Source organism: Bacillus cereus (assembly GCF_002564555.1).
GTDB lineage: Bacteria > Bacillota > Bacilli > Bacillales > Bacillaceae_G > Bacillus_A > Bacillus_A cereus_K.
Window position 1 is genome coordinate 1 of sequence record NZ_NUVD01000042.1, and the last position, 2,727, is coordinate 2,727.

The following is a 2,727-nucleotide window of genomic DNA, read 5'->3' on the forward strand; positions in this document are numbered from 1 at the left end:
TGAAATTCCAACCGTAATTGCACAGGTTTAACAAGATCTTAAGGACTATATCACCCTAAAAGGGAAAATGGCTTTAAATCCAAGAAATCTGGTGAGACAGGGAGAAACGTATTCGTTCATTTTGCATTCGATTGGAACGAAACAATTTAAATGTAGGAAAACGTGTCGTGTCTAAAGTGGATAACCTATGTTTCTATGATTCTCTATATTGGCAGGATAATAATGTTGTAGGCATCTGTAGATGCAGGATTAGGATTTACTATAGACGCAAAAGTAACTGTCAATGGATCCACAATATAAAATACACAACAGCAAAGGCAAAACTAAAAGGCATGAGCCCGGTACAATATCGGACCCATGCCCAAGAAGCTGCCTCACTGGGAGGAAAGACCTCGATAACGATGTGGGAAACTAAGACATCAATGTTGTAGTCATTATTTTTAAGAAAAAACAAGTCTAGAGTTTCCTTTTTTATAGGAAGATCGATCATTCAACCCACTGATAAAAGGAAACCCAAAGGGCATACTAAGATTATATTAAAAATGGGAGGATATAAATTTGAGTACAATAGAAAATGCAGTTTCTATCTTTGCCTTAGGCGGCTTGAATGAAATCGGGAAAAATATGTATGCAATCGAATATTCAAACGATATCGTGATTATCGACTGTGGCAATAAGTTTCCAGATGAAAGTTTATTAGGAATTGATTTGATTATCCCTGATATAACTTACTTGGTAGAAAATAAAGATAAAGTCAGGGCTTTAATTGTCACACATGGACATGAAGATCATATCGGGGGGATCCCGTTCTTCTTAAAAAAATTGAATGTACCCGTTTATGCCACACGCTTCACACTAGGATTAATTGAAATCAAATTAAAAGAACATAAACTTCTAGGAGAAAGTGAACTTATTGAAATCAACTCAAACTCAAACTTGACAATCGGAGAAATAAGTGTAAGTTTTTTCAAAGTGACCCATAGTATTCCTGATTGCTTGGGAATAGTCTTTCACACACCAGAGGGTAATATTGTACATACGGGGGACTTCAAGTTCGATTTAACCCCTGCAAATAATGAGAATTCGGATATTCATAAAATGGCTGAAATCGGAAAAGACGGGGTCTTGCTTCTATTGTCTGAGAGTACCAATGCAGAGCGTCCTGGTTTGACCCCATCGGAACAAATGGTAGGTGAACATGTGGAAGCAGTTTTCATGAAAGCCGAACGCAAAGTTATTGTTTCTACCTTTGCTTCAAATATTAGTCGCGTTCAGCAAGTCGTGAATGCAGCACAAAAAACAAATCGAAAACTTGCGTTGCTTGGACGAAGTATGGTTAATGTCGTAGCGGTTGCTATGGAACGTGGTTATTTAACAGTTCCAGATGGAATGTTAATTGCCCCACATGAAATCAATGAAATGGCTCCTGAAAGGGTGGCCATTTTATGCACGGGGAGTCAAGGAGAACCATTGGCTGCTCTTGCTCGCCTGTCCACTGGAGACTTTCGCGGTGTCGACATTTTACCTGAAGATACGGTTATCTTTGCAGCAGGTCCAATACCCGGGAATGAACGAAATATCACAAGTATCGTAGACAACTTATTTGCACTTGGAGCCAAAGTAATTTATGGATCAGGAAGTATATCCGGAATGCATGTTTCTGGCCATGGTTATCAAGAAGATTTAAAACTAATGCTTACATTAATGAAAACAAAATATTTTATTCCCATTCACGGTGAATTTAGAATGCTACACCATCACCGTTTGTTAGCTGAATCTGTTGGAGTGGAGCAAGGAAACACGTTTATCATCAATAATGGGGATGTCGTCGATATTGAACATACCATTGCCCGTCAGACCCGGAAAATACCGGTGGGGAATACCTACATAGACGGGGGAGATGTCGATAATATTGGGGAAATTGTGTTACGAGACCGCAAACAACTTTCAGAGGATGGGATGCTCATGATTATTTTAACTATGAGCAAAGCGGAAGGAACATTGATTTCTGACCCCGATACCATTTCTCGTGGATTTGTGGATAGAGATTTCTCAGAACTCCGAAGAGACGTTAATCGACTTACTATAAAAACTGTTAACGAGCTACAAGAAGCAAATAGAAACTCATGGAATGTAATGAAAAAACAAATAAAAAAATCAATACGACAATATGTATATACACATACTAAGAAAAAGCCAATGATTGTTCCTATACTTATTGAAATTTAATAGGGGGAAGTTTTTAAAAAATGAATGAATTGATCTTCAACAATTGGGTGCTTTAATTGAGCAAGGATCACAAAAATTAGCAACCTTTTTTATAAAAGGATGATTTAATTGAATATAGAAAAAGCGTGTTTTGAACAATCTTTTTTCGAACCGCGCTTTTTTTATTTGCTCTTTTATCAAGGTTTATTAAGTTAATTTAATCAAACTTTATTTCAAGGCTACACTTAGTTCTAAGTTTAAATTAAAAAGAAAAGAGGAGTAATGCCTTACCGTAAAAAAAGACACCCTAAGGTGCCTTCCTCCGACTTGAACCATATTGTATGTAAACTTTTGAATAGGAGTTTACTTTCAAAAAAAATAGAAAAAAGCCAAAAGATGACATTGAATAAGTCATCTTTTGGCCTCAAAACATCTATAAAAATTTATTATTTTTCCTGATTTTCTACTTTTTCAGTTTTAGAACTGAATCCACTTTTAGATCCATCGAAAAAATCACAA

General features: G+C 36.4%; 1 protein-coding gene and 1 pseudogene. Both read left to right on the forward strand.

The window, feature by feature from the left end; translation table 11 throughout:
• Positions 1-152: 152 nt before the first annotated feature.
• Positions 153-415: pseudogene (locus tag COI75_RS27365) on the forward strand (hypothetical protein); the annotation flags it as partial.
• A 143-nt stretch (positions 416-558) separates the two neighbouring features.
• A complete protein-coding gene (locus COI75_RS17080; RefSeq protein ID WP_000103858.1) occupies positions 559-2,229 on the forward strand; it encodes a ribonuclease J in 1,671 nt (556 codons plus the stop codon).
• Positions 2,230-2,727: the final 498 nt, after the last annotated feature.